We start from the raw sequence: 22,492 nt of genomic DNA on the forward strand, positions 1-22,492 counted from the left end.
GCCTTAACCCTGATTACTGCAAACAGGGCAGGCTGGATCCTGCTTTAGTTTTAAGCTGCGCCACTCCATATGCAGGGCATCTAAAAGCAACAGTTTTCCTTCAAGACTTTTGCCGGCACCAGTTAGAACTTTAATCGCTTCTGTTGCCTGGATACTGCCGACTATGCCGACCAAGGGGGCAAGCACGCCGTTTGCTGAGCAGGTCTCGTCCATCTCACCTTCGTCTGCGTAGAGACAATGGTAACAAGGTGAACCCGGTTGGCCGCTAAAGACACTCACCTGACCCTCCATACGAATCGCCGCAGCTGAAACCAGTGGGGTTTGGTGGTGATGGCAGGCCTTGTTGATGGCAAAGCGGGTGGTGAAATTGTCGGTGCCGTCGAGCACGATATCGGCTCGTTCAACCAGTCTGTTTAACTCACTCTCATCCAGCTTTTCGGCAAAGATCTCTATCTCTATCTCAGGATTTATGGCATGAAGGGCTTCACGGGCAGATTCGACTTTCAGTTGCTCTATGCGATCTGTTGTGTGAATGATTTGGCGTTGTAGATTGGTTAAATCCACCCGGTCAAAATCGACAAGATCCAAGCTTCCAACCCCGGCAGCAGCAAGATACATCGCAGCCGGAGAGCCTAAACCACCTAATCCGACAATAAGCGCCCGGGACTCGAGCAGTCGCTCCTGCCCTTCGATGCCGATGGATGGCAGCATGATCTGTCGGCTGTAGCGGAGCAGTTGATTGTCATTCATAGAGTGGGTCTGGGCAGGTGAAAAAGTCTGATATAAGCGACAATTTTAGTCGTTAGAGGTACTTTCGCCAATGCTCTGGGCGTTGGTCTCGTAACTGGTGATTCATGCGCTGGTATCGGTCAGCAAAGATTAAACGTGTGCATTTAGAGTCTGTTCTATTGCATCCAAGATTGGCGCGCTCAGTCTCTTCAGTATAGTAATAGAGTGCCCGTTTCAGGCGGTAGAGGAGACGGTTATCAATATGCAGTCCCATTGCAGTCAGACCGGTTTCAATCTGTTCCAAAGAGACCTCCAATAGCTCGTATTCTACCTGTAAGAGGATGGGAGAAATTGGATTTGATTGAATAATACCTGACACATCAGCGAGTAAGGCAGCAGCCGTACTGGCCTGGTTGGGATCCGGGTGGAGTTCGAAAAAGTGAATATCCCGGTGTTTCACTAAGTCGTGTATGGGGTCACCCATAGCATCCAATCCTAGCGAAAGTAGGGAAATAATCAAGCGATTTGATAGGCCCCTACTGGATGAGAGGGGTTGCCGACAAGCTGATCAGTATGTAAGCAGCTTAATAGAGGTGCGCTTTACTATCCTATGGCAGGCGGGCTTCTGTAACACGCGGATTCCCTGCCAGATCAGTGTGTGTCGTTATCTCGACCATGCCTGCTGACTGTAACAGGGTGGTGACCTGCACAGCCTGACAGTAGCCGTGCTCCAAAATCAGCCATCCGTTCTTTTTAAGATATGCGGGTGCCTGAGCAATGATCAAACGGATATCATTCAATCCATCCTCACCAGAGGCGAGTGCACTGATTGGTTCTTGCGGCAGGTCGCCCTGGGTGAGGTGAGGATCATCGGACTCAATATAGGGTGGATTACTCACCAATAGGTCATATTTGGTTCCAATGGGTAGCGCCTTACACCAATCTCCAAGATGAAAGTCGATATTCTTAAAGCCGAGACGATGAGCATTCTCTTCTGCTACAGCCAGTGCCTCAGGAGAGGCGTCTGTTGCGTCAATACTACCTTCTGGGCGCTCATTACTTAGGGCCAGAGCGATTGCGCCACTACCGGTACCTAAATCTACCAGGGTTGGTTTATCAATGTGTTGTAGATGAAAAAGTGAGCGCTCAACTGCCAGTTCGGTTTCGGCTCTTGGTATCAGGGTGTTCGGAGTGACCCGCAGTGAGAGAGACCAGAATTCTCGCTGTTCGAGGATGTAAGCAATGGGTCTACCGCTGAGTCTCTGCTCTACAAGCTGTTGGTAACTTTGCTCCTGGGATGGGGATAAACCGGCTTCGGGCCAGGCATAGAGGTAGCTTTTAGGCTTGCCCAGAAGATGACAGAGTAGCAGCGAAGCCTCCAGTTCAGGTTGACTGTCGGGTCCGTTTTTGAGGGATTTCTGGGCACTCAGCAGAGCCTCTCTCAGGGTGGTCATGGGTTGAACTCCGACGGCGTCAGGAATCACCCATTGCCGCAAGTTCTTCGAGTTGGTGCTCTCTCAGCAGGGGTTCGACTACCTGATCCAGTGCCCCGGAAATCACCTCGTCAAGCTTATAGAGCGTGAGATTGATACGGTGGTCGGTGAGACGGTTCTGTGGAAAATTGTAGGTACGGATGCGCTCAGAACGGTCACCACTACCTACCTGAAGTTTACGTGAGCTTGCCTGCTCAGTGGCGATCTTTTGCTGGGCCTGAGAGAGTAGTTTGGCCTGTAACAGGGACATGGCACGAGCCTTGTTTTTGTGTTGAGAGCGTTCGTCCTGACACTCCACAACAATGCCTGTCGGCAGATGGGTTAAGCGGACTGCAGAGTCTGTTTTATTGACATGCTGTCCTCCTGCACCAGAGGCGCGATAGGTATCGACTCGCAGGTCATTGGTGTTGATCTCTACATCATCCACCTCTTCGACTTCGGGAAGAATGGCAACGGTGCAAGCTGATGTGTGGACGCGCCCTTGTGATTCGGTTTCGGGTACCCGTTGCACCCGGTGGGTGCCAGATTCAAACTTCAAACGGGAATAGACTGCACTGCCGCTGATACGGCAGACGATCTCTTTGAAGCCGCCATGTTCCCCTAGGCTCTCGCTGATGGTCTCTGTTTGCCAATTCTGCGACTCTGCATAGCGCAGGTACATGCGGTGCAGGTCGCTGGCAAACAGGGCGGCTTCGGCACCCCCTGTGCCGGCGCGTACTTCAAGAAAGACATTGCGTTGATCATTGGGGTCGGCAGGAATCAGCAGCAGTTGTAATTCTGGTTCAAGGCGTTCCCTGGCGCTCTCAGCGCTAGCGATCTCCTCTTTCGCCAAGGAGGCCATTTCTGGATCAGAGAGCATCTCCCTGGCAGCTTCCACATCCTCTTCGGCTGCAACATACTCACGGAAAGTCACGACCACAGGTTCCAGCTGGGCGTACTCCCGCCCAAGATCCCGGAATTGGTTCTGATTGCTCTGGATCTCTGGATCAGCCATCAGCGCTGTGATCTCTTCAAAACGTTCTGCGATCTGATCCAGCTTGCCGCGGAGTGATGGCTTCATGGTTTGTCGTCTGTTTTCTTGATTTGGAATAGTGTGTTGGCGGCATCCAGTAGTTCGATTTGGCCGTTGAATCCGGCTTGTCGCATTTGTGTACTGGGGGTGTGTAGCAGTTTGTTGGTCAGTGTATGGGCTATGAAACGCAACGCCTCTTCAGGTGTTTTACCCTTGGCAAGCTGCTGCAGGGCTTTCTGCATGACCTCGTCGCGAACCTGCTCAGCATAACAGCGATAGTCCTGGATCAGCTCTACCGCATCCAGTGAGCGCAGCCAACCCATATAGTCATCCACATACTGTTCGATAATCTCTTCTGCCTGTTCTGCAGCCTCTTCCCGAGAGCGCATGTTTTCCTGGATAACCTCATCCAGATCGTCCACGGTGTAGAGATAGATATCACTTAAATCAGAGACTTCTGGCTCAATATCACGGGGAACGGCAATGTCGACCATGAATATGGGGCGATGTTTTCGCTCCTTCAGAGCGCTCTCAACGGTGCCTTTCCCAAGCACCGGCAGCGGGCTGGCTGTGGATGATATGACGATGTCCGCCTCAGACAGATGATTGCTGAGCTCTGTCAATGCGATGGCATAGCCATCAAACTGAGAGGCCAGCGTGTGTGCCTTCTCTACTGTGCGATTTGCGACGATGATACGGCCGATACCGTTCTGGTTCAGATGTCGAGCTGCCAGTTCTACGGTCTCGCCGGCACCGATAAGGAGTGCCGTCTGTTCCGAGAGGTCACTGAAGATCTGTTTAGCCAGGCTGACAGCGGCAAAAGCAACAGATACAGGGCTATTTCCGATTGCCGTGTCTGTACGGATCTGTTTTGCTGCAGAGAAAGCGTGCTGAAACAGCTTGTAGAGCAGTTTGCCAGTGGTGCCAGCATCTGTTGCGGTCTGATAGGCTGCTTTGACCTGGCCGAGTATCTGTGGCTCTCCGAGAACAAGAGAATCCAAGCCACAGGAGACCCTCAGCAGGTGTTTTACCGCATCCAGGCCAAAATGGTTGTAGAGATAGGGCTGCACCCGACTGTTGGAGAGGCCATGAAAGCGGCTTATCCAGTCGGCGAGAGGCTCATGGTCTTCCTCATTGAGGATGCAGTAGATTTCGGTGCGATTGCAGGTGGAGAGAATGACCGTCTCATTTACCGCCGGATTTTCCTGCAGACTACGCAAAGCGCCAGCAATGATATCAGGCCCAAAGGTAACCTTCTCCCTGATATCCACAGGGGCGGTTTTATGGTTGAGTCCAAGGGCAAGTATCGACATATAAAAGGGTGCGCAGTCTAGTGGATTGGAAATTTTGTTATATCAAAGGGTTAAATTCAAGTTTAATTCGTTTTTTCGAGTAGTGGTGACTGAATTTAGGAATTCGGATTGTTCTATAGCTTAGGGCTATACTTACAAGATTACCCCTGCATTTGCATTAATTTGCTGCGATCCTGGCTTAAAGAGTAGATAAATAGAGTATTGCAGGGTGTAAATTGGACGTAGATTGATGCAGTATGCTGATCACAGGCTACAATGGAAGTCAGCCGAAATTGGTATCTGTGCCCTTAAGTTAATCTTAAGAATCAGGAGTCATGCTGTTAGCAATAAAAAATGCTTATTTGAGGCAAAGGGAAAAGGTGTCTGAAATAGACTATGCTTCTTTAGCTAGCAGAGCTAGCGGATAGCTTGCGAGTCATCGAACAGTAGATAAATGTCGAGGCTGCAGCAAAAAAAACGATTATATGGCTATCTGCAGAGGGGGTTGTGGATTACCCGCATTGCTAAAGTAATGCGATCTCTGTTATTAATATAAAGTCTCAATAAAGCTCGCTCATAAGAAACACTTAAAATTTAATAAATAGGGCGGTTGGGCTTCAAAAAGGCCGCCCATTTGTAGGAGGATTCAATATGCAGATGCGTAAGTTTGTCTACGCAGCGGCCACTGCCGGGTTATTTTTCTCAGGTTCTCTACTGGCCGGTGTCGCAAAAGATCTACCCATTCCGTCAGGTTCGCCTAGTGCAGATGAGATCGCAAATCAGGTCTACTTCGTCAACCATTTCTATTCCTTGAAGAACTTCGGTATCACCAATAACAACAAAGATCCGAAAAGAAGCAATCGGGCAATTCCGGGTAAAATTACAGTGATCCTCAACAAGTCCGCTGGCAGTAAGCCCACCACCATTACTGTAGAGCGTTACCTCAACAACGATTATGCCGACAGTGCTATTAACGGGCAGGATATAGCCATATTCCGTTCCGGTAAGTTGAAGGGTACCGGTATGTTGATTACCGACTACGTTGATGACAATAAGAGCCAATCCTACTCAATCTGGTTGCCGGCACTGAGAAAGATCCGTCGTTTCGCTGAACCTGCACACGATGATGCCTGGGGTGGTACCGATTTTACTTTCGGTGATGTGACACTGCGCAAGCCTAAAGATGAAACACATGAATTGTTGGGTACCGATACCTTTAGTGATTGTCTGGGTGCGATCGATAAAGCTGAGTCTAAAAACAAATATCTGCCTAGTCCGCCAGAAGCGGCATGTGACCACAAAGGCAAAGAGGTTTATAAACTGAAGAGTCAAACCAAGCGTGAGAGCTGGTGGTACGATCATCGCATCAGCTATGTCGATACAAAGACCTACGCTGACTACCGCACCGAGTATTTTAAAGGGGATAAAAAGGTAAAAGTGATCGATAGGGATTGGCAATCCCTGGGATTGGACGATCCTCGTGCTCAATACTGGGGCTATTGGTACGGTAAGACCTTTGAGTCAGGCCATGAGACCTGGGCTGTTATTCCCAGAGAGATCGTTCAATACGATCAACCTTGGCAGGCAGACTATTGGTCTGAAAAGACCCTGAGAAAAATAAAACGCTAATTAAAAAAATCGAAACACCCGACTATTCGGGTGTTTCCACGTTATACGGCTGACCAGCATAAGTCAGCCAACACCATCATTGCGCGCGACAGGCCAAAGGAAGAGGTACTGTGCAGCAGTGAATCCGGGAGGAAGCATTCATGTTCAAACGCTGTAAGTTGTATCAGTCTATCCTGCTTGCCTTGGTCGTACCCAGTGCGGCCGTCGCTGAAGTAGAGATTAGCGGCTATTTGAAAAATGAGACATCAGTCTTTACCAGAGATGGTCAGCTCACGGGCGAAGCCGATACCATGCTGGATCAAGAGGGGCACGATAAAGGGGATCTGCTGAAGTTTGAAAACTCAGCACGAGTCTTCGTGAACGGTTATGTCGGCGACTCAATTACCTGGCATGCTGATCTGAATTTTATCTATGACACTGAAGGCGTGAACGACGACTACAAAGGGCATCGACTCTATACGCAACACGACTACCTTCGTGAGCTCTACATGGACACCTCTGTGTTCGATTGGGATTTACGACTTGGTAAACAACAGGTGGTATGGGGAACTGCTGATGGTATCAAGCTACTGGATATCATCAATCCATCTGATTTTCGTGAACTTAACCAGAATGCCATGGAAGACTCCCGCATACCGATCTGGATGATCAATGCAGAGCGCAATATTGGTGACAGCAGCAATATTCAGCTGATTGTATCCCAGGTTGAAGAGAACAAGATTCCAGGCCTCAATTCCGATGGCGATGCTGGACATCCATTCCTCATGAAAGGTGTGGAGACGATCAGTGGCAAGGTAAATGGCTTCTACAATATAGCTCCTGCATTGAGTAATGTGGCTGCGACATTCAACGGCGCCGCAATGGGTGGCGGTTTCACTGGCGGTAGTGCATTACCGGTGGGTCTTAACCTGTTTGCCGGTTTAACCGTAGACGGCTTTGCAGGTAATTTCTGGGATGCTCAGACTACTCCCGGCCTTCTAAATCCGACGGTTCCTACCGATCCTTTAGCCGCTCCAGGTTGGCTGTTACTGAATGCATTTACTCAGTTCGGATTTACTGGACAACCAGGTTTCCCGCCAGGTGTTAATGATCCCAACGGTAACTATGGCGAAACCAACCTGATGCCCATTACCGGCCTGACACCGTTAGATCCAACTGAAGTGACCTGGCAGCCGCAAGCGGCCACCTCAGCATTTGAATATATGTCAAATGCGACCTTTGCCACATTCAATACTTTTACCAGTTTCACTGCAGCTGGTGGTTTGACTGGATTCGAAACTGAGTGGGTCAGAGACTATCCCGATGACAGTGATGTGAATGGTGGATTTCGTTTTAGAAACTCTACCGATGGTGGTTTGAACTGGTCTGTTAACTATTTCTACCACTATGGCGGTAATCCTGATATCGACCTGAGTTGGCATAATGCGGCAGGGGATGAGTTGATCGTACAGCGTGCGCCAACACTGTTTTTTGATACCAATGGCACACCTGGTCCACAGCAGAATGACACCTTCGTTCCTGATGTAGCCAACAGTTTGTCAAGAGATGAGGCCAGAGCGAATTGGGAAGCTGGTAATGCGACTACCATTTTGGCTCACGACAGTGCAGGTAACTATGCCGGTGCATTGGATCCAAGTGCTGTATTGCCAGCCCTGGCTGATGGCAACCCATTCAATGATCCGATTGCCATGGGAACCGGTGCGCCGACATTGCGTTTCACTGAAACCTTGCATCGAGTCAACAGTATCGGCTCTTCATTCGATTATGCGCTGGAAGTGGGTGATGTGCCATTAGTGCTCAGAGGCGAGTTTCTTTACGATGAAGGTGAGAAGCAGCCTGTCATCGATAAGTTTCTGCTGAGTATCGGTGATCTGACCAATGCGCTGAAAATGGAAGATGCTGACTACTTTAAGTATGTCATTGGTGCAGATATTACAGTAGCCACCAATCTGCTGGTGAGCGGTCAATTTATTCAGTTCCGCAATCTCGACTTTATTGAAGAATCGGATACCTGCCGGACTCAAACTGGTGTAACCATGGATTGCAGCCGCTATACCGCCGATTTTGCAACAATGAATCTGGCGAATGGCTTGAAAAAGGGTTACGAAGATAAAGAGTTCTATTCAATCTTTTTCTCCAAACCTTTCGGCGAGTCTCAGGAACATCGTTGGAACAATATCTTTATCTACGAAGAAGGGGGCGGCAAGTGGAATCGCTTCGATGTGGAGTATACCTTCACCGATACCTTGCTTGCTTCAGTGGAGTGGAACAACTATTGGGGTGATGAAAACACTACCTTTGGCCAGTTCAGAGACTCCTCTAACTTCCAAGTGGGTCTGAAATGGATCTTTGAGTAATTTCTAACGGAGTTACTTGAGTTAACCCTTCGGAAGCAGGCGTTCGCACTTGTCTGTGCGGGCGCCTGCCAAATCGCAGAGATATCGAGGAGTATGGGCCATGAGCGGCTCTGCATCTAATAATCAAACTAATAACTCTATGGCTGAGCGCTACGCGGATTTTGTCATAAAATTCCGTTGGCCTCTGATGCTGATCCTTCTGGTGGTCACTATTGTGGCTGCCCTGCAGATAAAAAATCTGGATATGCGCAACGATCCAGACACGCTATTACCTCCCAGTAATCGCTACGTGGCAACCAATCTCTATGCAGAGCACAACTTCGGCATGGGAAACCTGATGGTTTTCACCTTGCGGATCAACGAAGGTGATGTTTACAAAGGCTGGTTTGTTAATAAGGTTCAAGAGATACACAATCGTTTGGTGAATCTACCCACTGCCCGTGAGTCCAACTTTATTGATATAGCTGCGAAAAAGATCAAATACATGGGTGCTGATGAGAATGGTCTGGTATTCAAACGCCTGATACCGACCGAGGGCATCAGCAGTGAAGCGGAAAAAGCGGAGCAGCAGCTTGTTTTTCTGAAAGATGGTGTGGAAAACAATCCTGTAATAGGGCCGATGTTGATCGGTTTCGAGGATGCTGAAGGGAATAAGTGTGAATTCAAGGATAAGGATTCCAAAAACTGTACTGCCAAGTCCCTCTACATCATTGGCGACTATACCGATGATGTTAAGGAGATCTATCTGCCCTGGGTGCGTGAAATTCGCGCCATGATGGATGAGTATAGTGAGGATGAGAGATTCGAAGTCTTGGTCGCAGGTGAGCCCTACTTCCTGGCCTGGATGTTGGCCGATCTGGTGAATAAATGGTGGCTGTTTGTCATCTCCTTTGCGATTGTTATTGCCGCGCTTTGGTTTGAATTCCGTAACTGGAGAGGATCCCTGTTTCCGATTATTGGTGTCAGTGCAACCATTATACTGACACTCGGGCTGATGGGTTTTTCTGCATTTAAACTTACTACCATGATGGTATTGACCCCAATGTTGCTTCTGGCCATTGGTATTGGTCACTCCGTTCAGGTAACCCGGCGGTTTATGCAGGAGCAGGCTGCATCAGGCAGTTGTGAATCCGCTGCAAGGGTTTCCATATCCCATACAATCGTGCCTGCAAGCTTGTCTATCGTTACCGATATGGTCGGTTTTGCGACCCTTGCCACGGTGGATATCTCGTTTTACAAGGCATACGCCTATTTCGGCATGTTCGGTATGCTGACTCTTTTGTTCACCACCACGACCCTCATACCGCTGCTGATGATGACCTTTCCGTGTAGTTCAAGTGAGACTAAAGCGGGGCACGAGCATGCATGGGAATCAAAGGTTGGTGGTTTTATCTCCGGGCTGCTAACCGGCCCAGGAAAATTGATTCCTATTGGCATTGTTGTGGCGATCATGGGTTGGTCTGTCTACGAGACAGATATTCTGAACGGCACCAGTAAAGATCTGATGCCAGGTGTGGAGAAGGGTATTAACTACTCCCGCGCCGCCTTTAAGGAAAAGTCGATAACCATTCAGCATATCGAGCGTCTGAACGATATCATGCCTGGTGTGATTTCGGTCTCTATTCCGATTCGTGGCAAGGAGCCAACGGCTGAACTCTGTGTTGAGACCTATTTTCCTGAGGAGATCTATGACATAGAGGATCCACTAGAGAAGATCGCACAGTGTGAGAGAGCCAAGGCTGAACTGGGATGTTGGGATCCAGATCCATGCGGTGCTCAGGGCATTTTCAATCAGGCAGATGTCCTGGCTGATATAGAGGCCCTCGAAGAGTGGATGAGAGCCCATCCATTTATCGGTTTTACCGGATCTTATGCACAATATATTCGTTTGGTAAATATGCTGTTGACTGCGGAACCGGGAGAGCAACCGGATGTTAAAGATCTATATATCCCAACCTCAGCAAAACTTCGTTCTATCGATCCGGATGATGACAGGGGTGGTGATGACATAGTTCAGCTCTACAACGGTCTATTGGAGACAATGACTGAAGAGGGGGATATGGACTCCTTCGTCATGAAGAATTGGAATGAAGGTGTGGTGATGGGCTTTGTCAACACCATGGATCCTGTAGAGACGCACCAGGTCACGATGGATATTCAGCAATATATTGAAGACCATAAAAATGATGTAGGATTCCAGAAGGTTAACTTTGGCCTGCGTTCAGGGCCTGTTTCTGATCTCTCAGGTGATACCAATGAACTCTCCGTTGATGGCCCCGGTTATGTCACACCAGGCTTGGGCGGGTTTCTCGGTGCTACAGAGGCTACCCGTGAGGTGGCGGTGGATAACTGGCTCTCTGGACCTCTGTTAACCGCAGCTGCTGTATTCGTTATTGCCGCTCTGATTTTCCGCTCCTTGATCATCTCCAGTATTTTGATGGTGTTGCTGTTCATCACCTTATTCGCCCAATATGGCCTGGGTGGTTACATGACCAGTATCCAAAACTGGTCGGGTAATCTCGCATTCCATCTGCAAGTGGCACTGAGTATCGCCATGGGGTTGGGAATCGATTACGGCATCTACATGATGTCCCGGCTCAAAGAGGAGATGCAGGCAACAGCGGGTAACTGGCAGCAGTCATTGGTCAACACCCTGAATACCACCGGCTCGGCGGTAATCATCTCTGTGGTTGTGCTTTTGGGCTGTTTTATCCCATTGTTGAATACTGATCTGGCAAACACCTGGGGACTGGGTATCTACATCAGTCAGGCACTGTTAATCGATGTAGTTACCGCATTGACCATATTGCCGATGCTGGTAGCCTGGCTGAAACCAAAATTTGTATTTGGTGAATATAAAAACTAGAAAAGTTAACTGGGCTTAGTCTCAGTATGATTTCAAGCCGGCTTTATGCCGGCTTTTTTATTGTCCTGCTGATGAGAAAGAGATCTATCCTCTATTCATAGATGTCGTAGCCTGGATGGAGTGCAGTGGAATCCAGGGGATTAAGCGCACCGAGCACCCCGGATTCCGTTCCACTCCATCCAGGCTACCTTGCTGGGTATCTACATCAGTCAACCACTGTTAAATAATGTGTCTACTGCATTGACCATATTGCGATGCTGGTGACCGCTGATATCTAACCCTCAAGTGCAGATATCAGGATCGTCTGGAAGTTTTATTATGCTCTGTTTGTCGGTTACGGCGATGTTTGAAAAAGAGTCGCATACGCTCAGTGAATGGCAGATTACGTGCAGGACAGGTTATAGCTAGTGAGGCAGGTGGGTTCGGTGATTCATCCCAATCGTTTACAATGCAGCCGTCGCTTAATTTGATCAAACGGCTGGCTGCTCTCTTAACATCCGGGTCATGAGATGAAATCAGAAATGTAGTACCCAGGCGTTCATTCAATGAGTGCATCAGCTCTACCAGGTGTCTGCCGGTTATTGAATCCAGGTTTGCGGTCGGTTCATCAGCAAGAATTATTTTTGGCTCTGTAGCAAGAGCACGGGCAACGGCAACCCGTTGTTGCTGTCCACCAGAGAGTTGATCGGGACGTCGGTATCCCAGATGTTCGATCTCTACCTGATGCAGCCAATGGTTGGCGATCTCCATACTCTCCTGTCTGCTTTTACCCTGGAGTTGACAGACATAAGCGACATTTTCACGAGCACTCAATACGCGAATCAGGTTATAGGCCTGGAATACAAAGCCGATATGGTCAAGACGAAACTGGGTGCGCTGATCCCCTGTCATGCCAAGAATATCCTGGTTCAGAACTTCAACCTTGCCACGATCAGCAGACTCCAAGGAGCCAACAATATTCAATAGCGTGCTTTTTCCCGATCCTGATCGTCCGGCAAGCACTACGAACTCACCCGCTTTAATCTCCAGATTGATACCGTGAAGTGCAGGGTAGGGCATTGTGCCTACCCAGTAGCACTTATGCAGGTCACTGGTTCGGATAATGGTGGTAGCGTTTTCTTCTGACATGGGCAACCTATTGGATACGTAGTGCCTGACTAAGTGACAATCGAGTGGCTTTCCATGCCGGGTAGATACCTGCAAGTAGTGTAGCCGTAAGGGAGGCCAGAAGAATTTTAATGGCTGAGTTTTGGGTCAACTGGGGATGGATAACCGGATCCATATAGAAAAATTCAAAGGCATTGGAGTAACCTGTCAGGTCTATGCCGGAATCAGCGAGCGCGTAGACTATAAGACCTGCGACAAGATAACCCAAAATAGCGCCAATCAGGATTAACAGTACAGCTTCAAGCAATAGCATAAAAAAGAGTTGATAGGGTTTGGTACCGATCGCGATCATTACGCCCAACTCTTTTTGGCGTTCATGAAGGGAGATCAGCATGGTGTTGAGGATCTCAGTGAGTACCAGCACAATGACAACAATCAAGATCACTAATCCATAGGCGTCACTGAATTCGAGCCACTGTCTGACCATTGGATCAAGCTCCTGCCAGGGCATGATTTCATAGGTGTTCTCAGATAGTTGTTGGGCGAATAGACGATATAGTTTATCAGTCTGATGGTGTTCGTCTGCTCTTATCACGATATCGGTAACTGCCTGCTGCATCTGCAACCATTGCTGCGCACCCTTAAGGGTGATCAATGCCAGGGTACGATCTATTTGTGGTGCCCCTGTCTCCAATATTCCTCTTAAATAGAAGACCTCAGAGATCATCTCGCCACTGGGGCGCTGAGTCATGAGAACTACCCGGTCACCTAATTCAGCACCTAGATTTTGAGCGATGGTCAGGCCTAATAGCAGGTCATTTGTCATACCTGGCTGCAGCCAGCGACCCGATTTGACACTTTGATCCATGGAGGTGACCCATGTCTCCTGCTCTGGATCAGTGGCCATGATTTGCACGCCGGCGCTGCTGCCGCTGACTGAAGCAAGTCCTGAAGTTCGAATGCGTTCAGTCCAGCCGAAAATTTCCGGATAGGACTCCATGAATCGGGTGATCTCCTCCGGATTTGAAATTTGATCGCGCAGATTTTGTGAAACTTCGAACCCTTTAGCGTGGATTTGAACATGCCCGGTAAAGCTAAGAATAAAGTTGGTCTTCATTTGGCTCAGCCAACCATCATTGAGCGCACTCAGTAGGGTCAATGTGGCGATACCAAAAATCATGGTCAACAAGGTGATGGTTGTACGTCGGCGGTTTCGTAATAAATTACGATATGCCAGTGCAAGATAGGTCAGAGGCCCGAGGCGTGTTCGGCTAACCATTTCGAATTGCCTCGACTGGCTGAAGCAGGCTGGCTCGCCAGGCTGGGTAGATGCTGGAGAGGATAGAGGCGAAGAAAATGGCACTGGCAGTGATGCCGAGATGGTCAAGTTTTAAATGGGGATAGATCAATGGGTCGACATAAAATCGAGAGGTCGATCCAAGTAGAATTGAGAGATCAATGCCGACCATTCCTGTGATTGAAATTAGGGTATACCCGAGCAGGATTCCAAGCAGAATACCTAAAATACCGATGATCCCCGCCTCAGTCATCATCAACAGCGCAATCTGTCGACGGGTAGTACCGATGGCCATCAGAATCCCGAATTCCCGGGTTCTATCCAACATGGATAACAGTAAGGTATTCAACTCTCCGGCCAAGACAATAAAGAGTACAACCCCAAGGAAGAGGAAGAGAAAACCATTGTGCAGAGTAACCCACTCCTTCATTACCGGAAACATAATATACCAGGGCATGATCTCTAGATTTTCGTCGGATAGCGCAAGATTAAGATTTGTAATCAACTCGGGAAGCAGTTTCTCATCGATATTGATCACAAAGGTTGTCACACGTGCTTGCATATCTACCATCTCCTGGAGCGTTGCAAGGCTGGTGATGGCCATACCCTTATCAAGGCCCATTTCACCACTGGTGATGATGCCAACCAGAGTGAATGATTCAGCGATCATTGCACCATATCGGTCATAGCCGATTATGATTACCTCATCTCCGAGATTGACCTGCAGGTTGTTTGCTGTCGTTGCACCAAGTATTAGTGTGTAACTGTCATCCGGTTGTAGAAAGCGGCCAATGCCGATTCGTCTATTAAGTTCGGTAACTCTTGTTTCATTGACTGGATCCATGCCGATCAGCATCACCCCTTGGGTGGTGCTATCCGAAGCCGCCAGGCCAAATGATTCCAGTCGCTGACTGTAGTTTTCAACGCCAGCACTCTCAAGAGCGTTGGAGACTCTATCAGCATTGGGGATAGCCAGTGAGAGGTTGGGTTGTTGAAAAAAGCCTTCACGGTGTATTTGTAGAGTACCGATGATTGCTTTCTGAAAATTGCCGAGCATGTTTCGGTGAAGACCCTCATTGAATCCCCAAAGGAAGATCAATGAAGCAAGGCCGACAGAAATAGCACCTGCAGTCAGCAGGGTACGTCGAGGGTGCCCCACAAGATTTCGCAGTGCCATGGTTAATAGATTGGTGTTGAACGATGACATCGAGTAGGCAATCCACTGCCTGGTCTTTGTTAACAGGCCCTAAGAGATAATCTCGGTCAGCTTTCCGCCACAGGTGCTCTTCAGCCTATTGTTTTTGCATAGGTGAAAAGAGCTGTGGTTCCAGCGGTATGTCGAACTGTATGGATTGTAGGGTGATAATTGTGCTTTTTCCTTCTCCATCCTGGGGTTGCATGGTCCATCGTGTTGGTATCACCCTTCCTCCCATCTCCTCTATCTGGTCAAACACCATCATGCGTTTGACCCTTTTCTTACAATGGTAAGCCATATCCAGAGGAATGCCATCCCCACGAATGCGTCTGATCAGTTTTTTCCAGGTAACTGTGGTCTCAGGGGCCGGGATAGATTCAATGGTAATGATGGCGTCGTCACCCTCACCCTGCTGATCGATGATTTGATGTGTATGCCCGTCGATCATCGTGTCAGTTTCCAGCAGATCCTGGTTATTGAAATCAGAACCCATCCAGGGGTCTTGCATCATTGCGGGGGAGATTTTGATCTGACGACGAAGTTTGGGTAGATACATAGAAAGGACATTGTCCACCTTAAGAAATACCGTTCCCTTGGTTTTCCGGGGTGAGAGTATCTCCATGCGAAAGCGATTATCACGCATATCATCATGGCTGCGAAAGGTCATGGTTCTTTGCCAGTCCGGGCGCAGGATGTCGATGCGGTACTCAGCAACGGTACCCTCTGAACGCATAAGCGCTTCTGTCTTTTGTAACAATTCAAGCGCTTCCTTTGCGGAATCACCAGCCAACGTCCCTGAAGTGGTGAGAATAAGCAGCCAAAATGTTGTGAAGACTCTAACCATTGAAAAACATACTCTGAAACTCGGAAATCATTCAATGCCATTATAAGCATTTCATAATATATAGCCAGTCTAAGGCAAGTGGCCGAGTGCAAAGCGGTTTCTGTTTCAAAGAGAATAGAGTGATTTCTCTTTTTAAACAGCAGCTTGAGTATGTTATCGGCTGCTATGCAGTTGATTCATCGCCTTTTGGAGTTCCCCTTGCAGGATCACTGGCAGGCAGTCGATTGCCTTGTCGATCCCCTGATCGATGGACTCTCTATCGGCTTTTGATGGGCGGCCGAGTACATAATTGACCACAGCAGCACGGTCATTTGGGTGGTCAATGCCGATTCGTAAGCGGTGAAAATTACGATTTCCCAGGGCACTCATGATATCCCTCAGGCCATTGTGTCCAGCGTGACCGCCCCCGGTTTTAAGGCGAACCTCTCCTGGTGCCAGGTCAAGTTCATCATGGACAACCAGAATCTCATTTGGGTCAATCCGAAAGTAGTTGGCCAGACTTGAAAGTGCCTGTCCGCTTCTGTTCATGAAAGTGGTCGGCTTTAACAATCTTACCTCTTCACCATGCAGGTTCAATTTACAGACCTGACCATGGTGTCTCGATTCCATTCGGAAGGGTTGGTGATGTTGATCTGCAAGTTTGTCGACAAACCAAAAGCCAGCGTTGTGGCGTGTTAGATCGTAGTCTGGGCCAGGGTTGCCGAGACCGACAATGAGCCTAATAGGTTGGGATGACATGGGAGGTGTACTTTGGGGAGAGAAGGGGGGATGCCCCCCCTTGGGGTACAGGTCTATTCTGTACCTTCCTCACCTTCTTCAGAATCAGCAGATTCCTCATCTTCACCCTTATGGGTGGCGTGAATGGTCACGATGATAGGATCTTCATTACCTTCATGGGTGATCAACTCAACACCATCAGGGAATTTAACTTCAGAAGCATGCAGAACAGCCCCAAGTTCCAGGTTGCCCAGATCAATCTCGATGAATTCGGGCAGATCCTTAGGCAGACAGCTGATCTCCATGTCAGTCATCACATGGCTGGCTTGTCCGCCGGACTTGACGCCGGGGCAGGTCGCCTCATTGATGAAGTGTATCGGTACATGCAGGCGAATCTTCTCGTCAGCCTGTACCCGCTGAAAATCCACATGCAGCAGGAAAGGCTTTGCTGGATGGCGCTGCAGATCTTTCAATACAACAGTCTCTTCCTTGCCATCAATTTTCAGAGAGAGCAGGTTCGAGTAGAAACCCTCATTCTCGAGCGAATGGACAATTTCATTGTGCTGCAGGGAGATCGGGGTTGGATCCTTGTGTGCACCATAGACGATGCCTGGGATCAGGCCGGCGCGACGCAGGCGGCGGCTCGCACCTTTCCCATTATCGCTCCGCAACTGGGCGTTGATTTCAAAACTGGCAGACATGGTTTTCTCCGTATCTGTTAGGTCAATAGGGATGCCGCTTCGCGACCAAGCAGCACCACCGCTGCATTGACAGCGGACGCGCGATTCTATCAGGATTGGCCAGAATTTCCAGCCCCAAAATAGAAAACCGCCACTGTTTGGCGACAGTGGCGGTTTTCAGTCTTCCGTTATAAGCTGGTTTTGCCCGATTGATCTCCGCATCAATATCTTCGTCATGGAACTGGATCATAGATAGCTCCTCAATTGCCCGGTCTGGCAACTGACTAAAGGATCGGGGGATTTGATTGGTGCAGGTCTGAGCGTCGGGTACTGTTCAGTCGATGAATAGAGAGCTGACCGACTCTTCATTTGAGACACGGCGCATGGTTTCAGCGAGCAGTTCAGCAATCGATACCTGACGTATAACACTACACTGCTTTGCCTCTTCCGATAGAGGGATTGTATTGGTGACCACCAACTCATCTAGCTGAGAGTTGCTCAAATTTGTAACTGCAGGGCCAGATAGTACAGGATGGGTACAGTAGGCAACCACTTTCGCCGCACCATGATCCTTCAAGGCGTTGGCTGCCTGACAAAGGGTGCCGGCTGTGTCCACCAGGTCATCGATGAGGATGCAGCTGCGGCCCTCGACCTTACCGATGATGTTCATTACTTTGGCTTCATTGGGCTGAGGACGACGTTTGTCGATAATTGCAAGATCTGCATCATCCAGACGTTTTGCCAGTGCCCGGGCTCGCACTACACCACCAACATCGGGTGAGACAACAACAATATCTGGGTGCTTTTGGCGCCACACATCTCCCAGCAGGATTGGGGAAGCATAGACATTGTCGACTGGGATATCGAAAAAACCCTGAATCTGGTCTGCATGGAGGTCGACAGTCAATACGCGATCAGCGCCAGCGGTAGCGATCATCTTGGCTGCCAGTCTGGCAGTAATCGGCACCCTGGCAGAGCGTGGACGTCTGTCCTGACGGGCATAACCGAAGTATGGGATGACCGCGGTGATGCGGTCGGGAGATGACCAGCGCATAGCGTCGATCATCACCAGTAGCTCCATCAGGTTTTCATTAGTGGGCGCGGATGTCGGTTGAACGATGAAAATATCGCGGCCTCGAACATTCTCATGAATCTCAGCCATGACTTCGCCATCGCTGAATCGTCCCACTTGCATCTTACCCAGTGGGAGATTGAGATGACTCACGATTTCGGCAGTGAGTGCTGAGTTGGCATTGCCCGAGAAGACCGTCATGGCGTTGGATGGCACGGTACTAATCCTCTGTCGTGAAAATGGTTTGCAGAGAAATGGCTGGGGCGGCAGGATTCGAACCTACGCATGCTGGGATCAAAACCCAGTGCCTTACCGCTTGGCGACGCCCCAATTAACTCTTTTCTTTCTGGAACATGTCCAGCAATGGGGAGCTGTTAAGCCCCTGAGCAACAAAACCCGTGAGATCGGTAGGAAGCCGATCCAGCATCTCATCTGCCTCTCGCCGTTCAGCGAATTCTGCAAATAAGCATGCCCCTGTACCCGTCAGTCGTGCATCGGCATGCCGATTAAGCCAATCCATTGCCTTTGCTACTTGAGGGTAGCGTCTGATGACTACGGGCAGGCAGTCATTCTGTTTGTTGCCATCTAGAAAGGCGCGTATTTTGATGCGGGGTGAGTGGCGTGTCAAATCAGGTTGTCCGAATATCTCCGCTGTGGAGATGTGACAAGGGGGATGTATCACCAAAAACCAGCTCTCCGGGAGCTCTATGTCTGTGATTTTCTCACCAATTCCTTCTGCCCAGGCTGCATGCCCATGGATGAAGATGGGCACATCAGCACCCAGGGAGAGTCCGATATCCATTAGCTGTTGATTGCTTAAATTTATATCCCAAAGTCGATTCAGAGCGACCAGCGTGGTTGCTGCATCTGAACTGCCGCCACCGAGTCCCCCCCCTATAGGCAGGGACTTCCGCAGGTAAATGTCTGCTCCAAATGGTGTTTTACTCAGGTTTTGTAAGATTTTAGCAGCCCGAAAAGAGAGGTTTTGCTCCTTTGTGACACCAGGCAGGTTATCGGATAGGTGAATCTCTGCGTCACTGCGCAGATGAAAATCGAGCTGGTCAGAGTGGTCTAGGAATTGAAATACTGTCTGCAGGTTGTGGTAACCATCAGCCCTTCTGCCTGTAATGCGTAGCATCAGATTGAGTTTTGCGGGGGCCGGACAGCTTAAAAAATCCGGGGAGTGCTTCGGATGAGTTGACACAGAGTTGTCTGAATCTAGTTTTCAACACCCAGGCGCATCATGGCGGGTCTGATAAAACGATTATCAGGCTCTCTCTCATTTGCCGCATCCCAGATTTCAAGAGCACGTTGCTGTTGCCCCATGACCCATAGCACTTCTCCCAGATGGGATGCGATTTCAGCATCAGGGCTGATTTCAGCCGCCTTTTCAAGATGAGCCAGAGCGGCTTCATAATTGCCGAGACGGTACTCAACCCAGCCGATACTATCCAAAATCGCAGGATTGTCCGGTTTCAGTGAAAGTGCCATCTGAATATACTCTTTTGCCTCATCGAGTCGGTCAGTTTGATCCGCCAGGGTGTAACCCAGTGCATTCAAGGCGTCAGCATGTTTGGGTTGAGTTGCAAGGATCTTGCGGAGATCCTGCTCCAGCAGGTCGACCCGTTTCAGGTCGGCAGCATTGAGTCCGCGGGCATAAAGCAGCTCTATGTTGTCTGCAAATCGGCCAAGAGCCTTAGTGTAAACCTCATGTGCTAAGGCGTAGTCACGTGCCTCTCGCAGTAACTCTGCCTCTATCATGTAGAATTTTAGCTGATCACGTGACTGGTTTACCCGCAGGCGCTGCAGTGTCTCTCTGGCCTGTTTGAGATTGCCTTGATCGGAGAGAATTTTAGCGATGCGTACCTGGGCATCGGCTAAATGCTTTCCTTCAACGCGGCTATAGCGATCGAGGGCGCTTTCAACTGCTTCTTGCTCTTCAGCGATAGCCCCCAGGTAAAAATTGGCCTCATTACGTTTAGATCTGTTTTTGGTCAGTTTTGATAGATAGTTTGATGCCTCGTCATATTGGTCGAGCTGCATGTAGATCATGCCGAGTGAGAAAGTGAAATCGCTGTTATCCGGTGCCAGTTGATGGAGCTTCAGAAACTGCTGCAGTGAGGCTTCAGGTTGATTAACCTCCAGAAGTACTCTTGCGTATGCATGTCCAAGTTTGATGTTGTCAGGCTGATCCTGGACGGCTTGTTTAAGAAATTCGACCCCCTTTTGATCCTGTTTTAACGCAATCAATGTATGGGCTTTAAGCACCAGGCTTTGTGTGGATTTAGGGTCGATCAGGAGGGATTTCTCAATATATCCAAGAGCTAATTCACGTTGTTTGGCGTGATTGGCAACCAGGGCGAGGGCGTAAAGCGCCTGGCTGGAATCTGTATCCTGAGGAATCAGTTGCTGCATTATCGCCAGGGATTTATTGGGATTCCCGGATTTTTCGGCGATGGCTGCCGCCTGTACGTAGCCTGATTGGCCATTCTTGTTGGCAATTTTTATTACCTTTTGAAGCTGAGTAATGGCCTCGTTCATTTGCTCAGCGCGAATATTGATGATGGCAGCAATTTGGTAGGCCTTAAGCTCATCCGGATCTATTTCCATCCACAGCTTGGCTGCGGTCAGCGCCTCATCTGGAAGATTGGCTTGCAGCGCAAGGCTGGTAGCGCGTTCTGCAGACATGGCATCTCTCGACTCCCTGGCAACCTGCAGCGCATGCTCGAAAGCCATAGGCTGCTTACCCCGTTGGGCTGCAATTTCACTGGCCAGAGTGTGGTAGACGAGGTCGTTTGTCAGCGAATCTGAAGTCTGTTCTGTCAGCTTTGAACTCTTCTCAGTTTCTACCGGGGCAGATGAGCTGGGCGCATTGAGGTTTGGGTTGCCGGCACAGGCAGAAAGAAGCAGGCAGATTAAGATGGTGGCTCTATTCATTTTGTTCGCTGATTTCATGCGCCTTCAATGCGCTGTAATTCGTCGGGTTTACTGTTCTAGTGTACCTCGTCATAGACTCTGTACCATTCAGAGCCGCCCCAATACGTCAGATCAAGGCGCGGCTCGCAGGGAATGGCAGGCCCTTTACAAGAGCCACAACGCAGAGCTGGCGTATTGGGGCGGCTCCCTCCGGGCGAGCCTGGAAGGGGTTATCCGCGGCGTTATGCCTCTTGGCAAGGGAGGGGCCATTCCCTGCGAGGCATGCCTAGCGGCTAACCCCTTCCAGACTCGCTGAATGGTACAGAGTCTATGACGAGGTACACTAGGCTCTAGTAGAAATGTAAATGACACTGGCTGCAAGCCTTAATTCTGAACAGGTCTATGAAGTAGACAAAAAAATGTTTGAAATGTTTATTGACTTTGGCAAGGCTTGGCGTCAGAATGCCCGGCTCTCGCTAGGAGGGGTTCCCGAGTGGCCAAAGGGATCAGACTGTAAATCTGACGGCTCAGCCTTCGGAGGTTCGAATCCTCCCCCCTCCACCAGGTAACATTGAGAATGAGGTTTTTATTATCCTGCATCTCGATATATCCTTCCGTGCTGTAGAGCAGAGGGAGGATGCGAACCTGAGTTGGTTCGTTAGTAGTGGCGCCTAAAGCGACTTTTGGATTATAAAGTGCTTGGCGCAATGCCCTCAGGGCAAAGGGTCGGAGGCTGGGAGCAACCTTCTATCCTCTGCTGTGTTGGTTTGTAGCGGTTATGGTGAGCGACGCGTCGCTTGGCTGCGCGGGTGTAGTTCAATGGTAGAACTTCAGCCTTCCAAGCTGAATACGTGGGTTCGATTCCCATCACCCGCTCCATTGATTATCTTAGGTCAATTTAGTTTGATTGGCCAATCGACGGCGTACTGCGTGGCGGTATCGCCGTTTGTTCTGTGCCGACGGTCGAGTTGCTGTGTTGTGACCTATATAGACTTTAGGTGATGAAAATTTGCCCAGATAGCTCAGTTGGTAGAGCACACCCTTGGTAAGGGTGAGGTCGGCAGTTCAAATCTGCTTCTGGGCTCCAAATATTGAACGGCGTGCGGAAGCGCGCGAATTTGTCTTTATACAATAAATAGAGAACCTGGAGAGAAACTCATGTCCAAGGAAAAATTCGAACGCACAAAGCCGCATGTCAATGTGGGCACGATTGGTCACGTAGACCACGGCAAGACCACGCTGACGGCGGCCATCACAACAGTCCAGGCGGCCAAGTATGGTGGCGA

General features: G+C 49.4%; 19 protein-coding genes and 4 tRNA genes. 7 read left to right on the plus strand and 16 right to left on the minus strand.

The features are described 5' to 3' along the window. Positions 1 to 3: 3 nt before the first annotated feature. The 5 genes from AC4IE7_RS01510 to hemA form a co-directional block, all read right to left on the minus strand. On the minus strand, positions 4 to 750 hold the full coding sequence (locus AC4IE7_RS01510; RefSeq protein ID WP_490775036.1) for a HesA/MoeB/ThiF family protein: 747 nt from the start codon (positions 748 to 750) through the stop codon (positions 4 to 6). Between the two features lie 52 nt (positions 751 to 802). After that, positions 803 to 1,213, minus strand: a complete 411-nt coding sequence (locus AC4IE7_RS01515; protein ID WP_490775037.1) for a hypothetical protein — start codon at positions 1,211 to 1,213, stop codon at positions 803 to 805. Between the two features lie 124 nt (positions 1,214 to 1,337). Next, positions 1,338 to 2,183, minus strand: a complete 846-nt coding sequence (gene prmC / locus AC4IE7_RS01520) for a peptide chain release factor N(5)-glutamine methyltransferase (protein WP_490775038.1) — start codon at positions 2,181 to 2,183, stop codon at positions 1,338 to 1,340. 19 nt (positions 2,184 to 2,202) lie between these two features. After that, the gene (gene prfA / locus AC4IE7_RS01525; RefSeq protein WP_490775039.1) at positions 2,203 to 3,282 is read right to left on the minus strand and encodes a peptide chain release factor 1; all 1,080 of its coding nucleotides are present in this window, start codon (positions 3,280 to 3,282) and stop codon (positions 2,203 to 2,205) included. Then, positions 3,279 to 4,547, minus strand: coding sequence for a glutamyl-tRNA reductase (hemA, locus tag AC4IE7_RS01530; protein ID WP_490775040.1), 1,269 nt, complete (start codon positions 4,545 to 4,547; stop codon positions 3,279 to 3,281). Before hemA ends, prfA begins: the two co-directional genes overlap by 4 nt. 630 nt (positions 4,548 to 5,177) lie before the next feature. Here hemA and AC4IE7_RS01535 point away from each other — a divergent pair. The 3 genes from AC4IE7_RS01535 (at position 5,178) to AC4IE7_RS01545 (ending at position 11,378) form a co-directional block, all read left to right on the plus strand. Further along, on the plus strand, positions 5,178 to 6,155 hold the full coding sequence (locus tag AC4IE7_RS01535; RefSeq protein ID WP_490775041.1) for an outer membrane lipoprotein-sorting protein: 978 nt from the start codon (positions 5,178 to 5,180) through the stop codon (positions 6,153 to 6,155). Positions 6,156 to 6,295: 140 nt separating this feature from the next. Continuing rightward, on the plus strand, positions 6,296 to 8,512 hold the full coding sequence (locus AC4IE7_RS01540) for an RNA polymerase-associated protein rapA (protein WP_490775042.1): 2,217 nt from the start codon (positions 6,296 to 6,298) through the stop codon (positions 8,510 to 8,512). A gap of 100 nt (positions 8,513 to 8,612) precedes the next feature. Further along, a complete protein-coding gene (locus AC4IE7_RS01545; protein ID WP_490775043.1) occupies positions 8,613 to 11,378 on the plus strand; it encodes an efflux RND transporter permease subunit in 2,766 nt (921 codons plus the stop codon). A 294-nt stretch (positions 11,379 to 11,672) separates the two neighbouring features. On the opposite strand, the gene AC4IE7_RS01550 is transcribed toward AC4IE7_RS01545, so the two are convergent. From AC4IE7_RS01550 to AC4IE7_RS01600, 11 genes are all read right to left on the minus strand, one after another. Continuing rightward, entirely contained in the window at positions 11,673 to 12,506 is an 834-nt protein-coding gene (locus AC4IE7_RS01550; protein WP_490775044.1) for an ABC transporter ATP-binding protein, read from the minus strand. Positions 12,507 to 12,513: 7 nt separating this feature from the next. Beyond that, positions 12,514 to 13,764, minus strand: a complete 1,251-nt coding sequence (locus tag AC4IE7_RS01555) for an FtsX-like permease family protein (RefSeq protein WP_490775045.1) — start codon at positions 13,762 to 13,764, stop codon at positions 12,514 to 12,516. Beyond that, positions 13,757 to 14,989: an ABC transporter permease gene (locus tag AC4IE7_RS01560; protein ID WP_490775046.1), complete on the minus strand. Its 1,233-nt coding sequence runs from the start codon at positions 14,987 to 14,989 to the stop codon at positions 13,757 to 13,759. The genes AC4IE7_RS01555 and AC4IE7_RS01560 overlap by 8 nt, the downstream gene beginning before the upstream one ends. Before the next feature lie 85 nt (positions 14,990 to 15,074). Next, entirely contained in the window at positions 15,075 to 15,821 is a 747-nt protein-coding gene (locus tag AC4IE7_RS01565; protein ID WP_490775047.1) for an outer membrane lipoprotein-sorting protein, read from the minus strand. Positions 15,822 to 15,974: 153 nt separating this feature from the next. Next, positions 15,975 to 16,559: an aminoacyl-tRNA hydrolase gene (gene pth, locus AC4IE7_RS01570; protein ID WP_490775048.1), complete on the minus strand. Its 585-nt coding sequence runs from the start codon at positions 16,557 to 16,559 to the stop codon at positions 15,975 to 15,977. A gap of 53 nt (positions 16,560 to 16,612) precedes the next feature. Continuing rightward, the gene (locus AC4IE7_RS01575; RefSeq protein WP_490775049.1) at positions 16,613 to 17,239 is read right to left on the minus strand and encodes a 50S ribosomal protein L25/general stress protein Ctc; all 627 of its coding nucleotides are present in this window, start codon (positions 17,237 to 17,239) and stop codon (positions 16,613 to 16,615) included. A gap of 22 nt (positions 17,240 to 17,261) precedes the next feature. Further along, complete coding sequence (locus AC4IE7_RS01580) at positions 17,262 to 17,468, minus strand: hypothetical protein (protein ID WP_490775050.1); 207 nt, start codon at positions 17,466 to 17,468, stop codon at positions 17,262 to 17,264. Positions 17,469 to 17,552: 84 nt separating this feature from the next. Beyond that, positions 17,553 to 18,491, minus strand: a complete 939-nt coding sequence (locus AC4IE7_RS01585) for a ribose-phosphate diphosphokinase (protein WP_490775053.1) — start codon at positions 18,489 to 18,491, stop codon at positions 17,553 to 17,555. Positions 18,492 to 18,545: 54 nt separating this feature from the next. Further along, positions 18,546 to 18,620, minus strand: a tRNA-Gln gene (locus tag AC4IE7_RS01590). A 1-nt stretch (position 18,621) separates the two neighbouring features. After that, positions 18,622 to 19,494, minus strand: a complete 873-nt coding sequence (gene ispE / locus AC4IE7_RS01595) for a 4-(cytidine 5'-diphospho)-2-C-methyl-D-erythritol kinase (protein ID WP_490775051.1) — start codon at positions 19,492 to 19,494, stop codon at positions 18,622 to 18,624. A 14-nt stretch (positions 19,495 to 19,508) separates the two neighbouring features. Beyond that, entirely contained in the window at positions 19,509 to 21,227 is a 1,719-nt protein-coding gene (locus AC4IE7_RS01600; RefSeq protein WP_490775052.1) for a tetratricopeptide repeat protein, read from the minus strand. Positions 21,228 to 21,685: 458 nt separating this feature from the next. Here AC4IE7_RS01600 and AC4IE7_RS01605 point away from each other — a divergent pair. The 4 genes from AC4IE7_RS01605 to AC4IE7_RS01620 all read left to right on the plus strand — a co-directional run. Further along, positions 21,686 to 21,770 (plus strand) — tRNA-Tyr (locus tag AC4IE7_RS01605). A 241-nt stretch (positions 21,771 to 22,011) separates the two neighbouring features. After that, a tRNA-Gly gene (locus AC4IE7_RS01610) sits at positions 22,012 to 22,085 on the plus strand. A gap of 132 nt (positions 22,086 to 22,217) precedes the next feature. Next, a tRNA-Thr gene (locus AC4IE7_RS01615) sits at positions 22,218 to 22,293 on the plus strand. A gap of 71 nt (positions 22,294 to 22,364) precedes the next feature. After that, the coding region (locus AC4IE7_RS01620) for a GTP-binding protein (RefSeq protein ID WP_490775054.1) at positions 22,365 to 22,492 on the plus strand (128 nt) is incomplete at its 3' end.

The sequence above is a fragment of the Candidatus Thiodiazotropha sp. AKAK3 genome, from assembly GCF_058244645.1.